Source organism: Mycobacterium sp., from assembly GCF_040509115.1.
Lineage (GTDB): Bacteria > Actinomycetota > Actinomycetes > Mycobacteriales > Mycobacteriaceae > Mycobacterium.
On the sequence record NZ_JBEVLO010000104.1, the window covers coordinates 1 to 2,522 of the forward strand.

The window sequence follows — 2,522 nt, forward strand, 5'->3', positions numbered from 1 at the left end:
CGGCGAGAGCGGCGCGCTACGCGGCGCTCGACGCCGCCCGTGACGGCAGGCCGGTCCTGATCGCCCACACCCTCGACGATCAGGCTGAGACGGTGCTTCTCGGCCTGGGCCGCGGGTCGGGCGCGCGCTCGATCGCCGGGATGCGGCCGCACGACCCGCCATGGTGCCGTCCACTGCTCGCCGTCCGGCGCGCCGACACTCGCGGCGTGTGCGCGGAACTGGGACTCACGCCATGGGAGGACCCACACAACGCCGACCCGAGGTTCACCAGGGTCAGATTGCGCACCGAGGTCCTTCCCCTTCTGGAGGACGTCCTCGGCGGCGGCGTCGCCGAGGCGTTGGCCCGCACGGCCGTCGGACTGCGAGAGGACACCGACACCCTCGACGAGCTGGCTGCCGCGGCGGCGATCACGGGCGGTGAACTGGCGATTCCCGAGATCGCTTCGGTCCCGGCGGCGATCCGCAGGAGGGTGATCCGGGGTTGGCTCCTGGCCGGTGGCGCGAGCGGCCTGACCGACGTCCAGATCCGCGGCGTCGACCGGCTCGTCACCGACTGGCGAGGACGCGGCGGTGTTGCGGTCGGCTCGGCGCTGCGCAATCAGAGGCTCTTCGCCGATCGGCGCGGCGACACCCTGATCCTTCGCAGCGAGGACGTGTAGGTCGCCGAAGAATGCGCCAGGTGTTGGTCGCCGACGCGTCGGCGTGGCACGCTGTTGCGGTGCCCGAGCCATCTGCCGCGGACCCCTATCCCGGCGACATCAAGTCGGTGCTGCTATCCGAGGCCGAGGTTCAGGCGCGCGTCGCCGAGCTGGGCGCGGCCATCGGCGCGCACTACCGCGACGCGATTGGCGACGACGGCGAGGACCTGCTGTTGGTGACGGTGCTCAAGGGCGCGGTCATGTTCGTCACCGACCTGGCCCGCGCCATCCCGCTGCCCACCCAGCTCGAGTTCATGGCGGTCAGCTCGTACGGGTCGTCGACCTCGTCATCGGGCGTGGTGCGCATCCTCAAGGACCTCGATCGCGACATCCACGACAGGGACGTGCTCATCGTCGAGGACATCGTCGACTCCGGTCTGACGCTGTCCTGGCTGCTGCGCAACCTCGCGACACGGCACCCGAAGTCACTGCGGGTGTGCACGCTGTTGCGCAAGCCGGACGCGGTGCGCACCGACGTGGACATCGAGTGGTGCGGCTTCGACATCCCGAACGAATTCGTGGTCGGTTACGGCTTGGACTATGCCGAGCGCTACCGCGACCTCAACTACATCGGCACGCTGGACCCGAAGGTCTACGAGGGCGCTTGAGCGGTTAGCCCAACTCCCACACCACGGTCACGGAGAATCCGACGGTCTGCGTGCCCGGCGACATCGGCATGGCCTCGGTGGCCATGTCGTAGCGGGGCATCGGCGTCGGCGGCGGTGGACCGCTACCGGTCTCCGAGATGGACACGACCTTGCCGAGGTCCAGACCGGACAACTCCGCGTACTGCTGCGCCCGGTCCTTCGCATCCTCGAACGCGCGGCTGCGGGCGTCCTTGAGCAGCTGCGAATCGTCGTTGATCGAGTAGGTCACCGAGTTGATGCGGACGGCATTGCCACCGGCGGTGCCGACCACGCCGAGCAGCTGCGGCCCCGAGTCGACGTTGCGGACCTTGACGTCGACCGAGTTGGTCGACGTGTACCCGACGATCGTCGTGTTGTCCGAGCCGCCGTACTGGGGCTGCAACGTCACCTGGGTCGTGCTGATGTCTCCCGCGTCGATGCCCTGCCCCGTCAGCGCGCCGGTCACGTCGGCGATCCGGCTGCTGGTCTGATTGGACGCAGTCTGCGCGTCCTGCGCGGTGGCTTGCACGGACAACCCGATCACCAGGGTGTCGGGCCTGCCGTCGACCTTGCCCTCGCCGACCACGGTCACCTGGCGGGGAGCCGACGTGCCCGGCACCGGCGCAGGCGCGGCCGTCGGCGTGGCGTCGCAGGCCGCAACGCCTGCGACGGCGAGGGCCGCGGTGGTGAGGACGAACAGCTTGGTGAGGGACTTCGCAACCTTCGAAGGCACCCGTGGCTTCGGTGGATTCGGCATTCCACGAACCATACCTTCGGCTCAGGCGGTCTCCAGGATTTAGCAGGGCGCGGATCGGTCTCGGTTCCGCTCGACCTCTTCGGTGTGATCGGCGATCGCCTTGGCGATGGCGTCGTAGCCGCCGGACCGGTCGAGGGAATCCTGAATCTAGCGGCGGGTGGGCCGATGCGGCAATTGCCCTGTGTTGCAAGGTATTCGACGCGACTGGGGGCATCCGCCGGTGGCGGTGCCCAGTCCTATTTCATTGCGAGCGTGGAGGATTGACCGACCGGGTGAAATCGAGAGATCAACCCCGGCGTTCCTCCGCAAGTTCACGGGGAGTTCGGGCCGGTCAGGAACTCCATCAACGCGGCATTGACCTCGGCGGGCCGCTCCTGCTGCAGCCAGTGCCCCGCGCCGTCGATCAACACCTCCCGGTACGGACCGGTCGCGACGTCGCGC

Annotated in this window: 4 protein-coding genes; 2 read left to right on the forward strand and 2 right to left on the reverse strand. The window is 68.8% G+C overall.

The genetic code is table 11. From position 1 onward, the window contains the following. The coding region (locus ABW137_RS08635) for a tRNA lysidine(34) synthetase (protein ID WP_526398888.1) at positions 1–659 on the forward strand (659 nt) is incomplete at its 5' end. A gap of 11 nt (positions 660–670) precedes the next feature. Next, positions 671–1,306, forward strand: coding sequence for a hypoxanthine phosphoribosyltransferase (gene hpt, locus ABW137_RS08640; protein ID WP_526398890.1), 636 nt, complete (start codon positions 671–673; stop codon positions 1,304–1,306). A gap of 4 nt (positions 1,307–1,310) precedes the next feature. Here the strand turns inward: hpt and ABW137_RS08645 are convergent, their stop codons facing one another. Both ABW137_RS08645 and ABW137_RS08650 read right to left on the reverse strand, forming a co-directional pair. Continuing rightward, positions 1,311–2,081, reverse strand: coding sequence for an SIMPL domain-containing protein (locus ABW137_RS08645; protein WP_526398892.1), 771 nt, complete (start codon positions 2,079–2,081; stop codon positions 1,311–1,313). Positions 2,082–2,392: 311 nt separating this feature from the next. Next, the coding region (locus tag ABW137_RS08650) for an alpha/beta fold hydrolase (RefSeq protein ID WP_526398894.1) at positions 2,393–2,522 on the reverse strand (130 nt) is incomplete at its 5' end.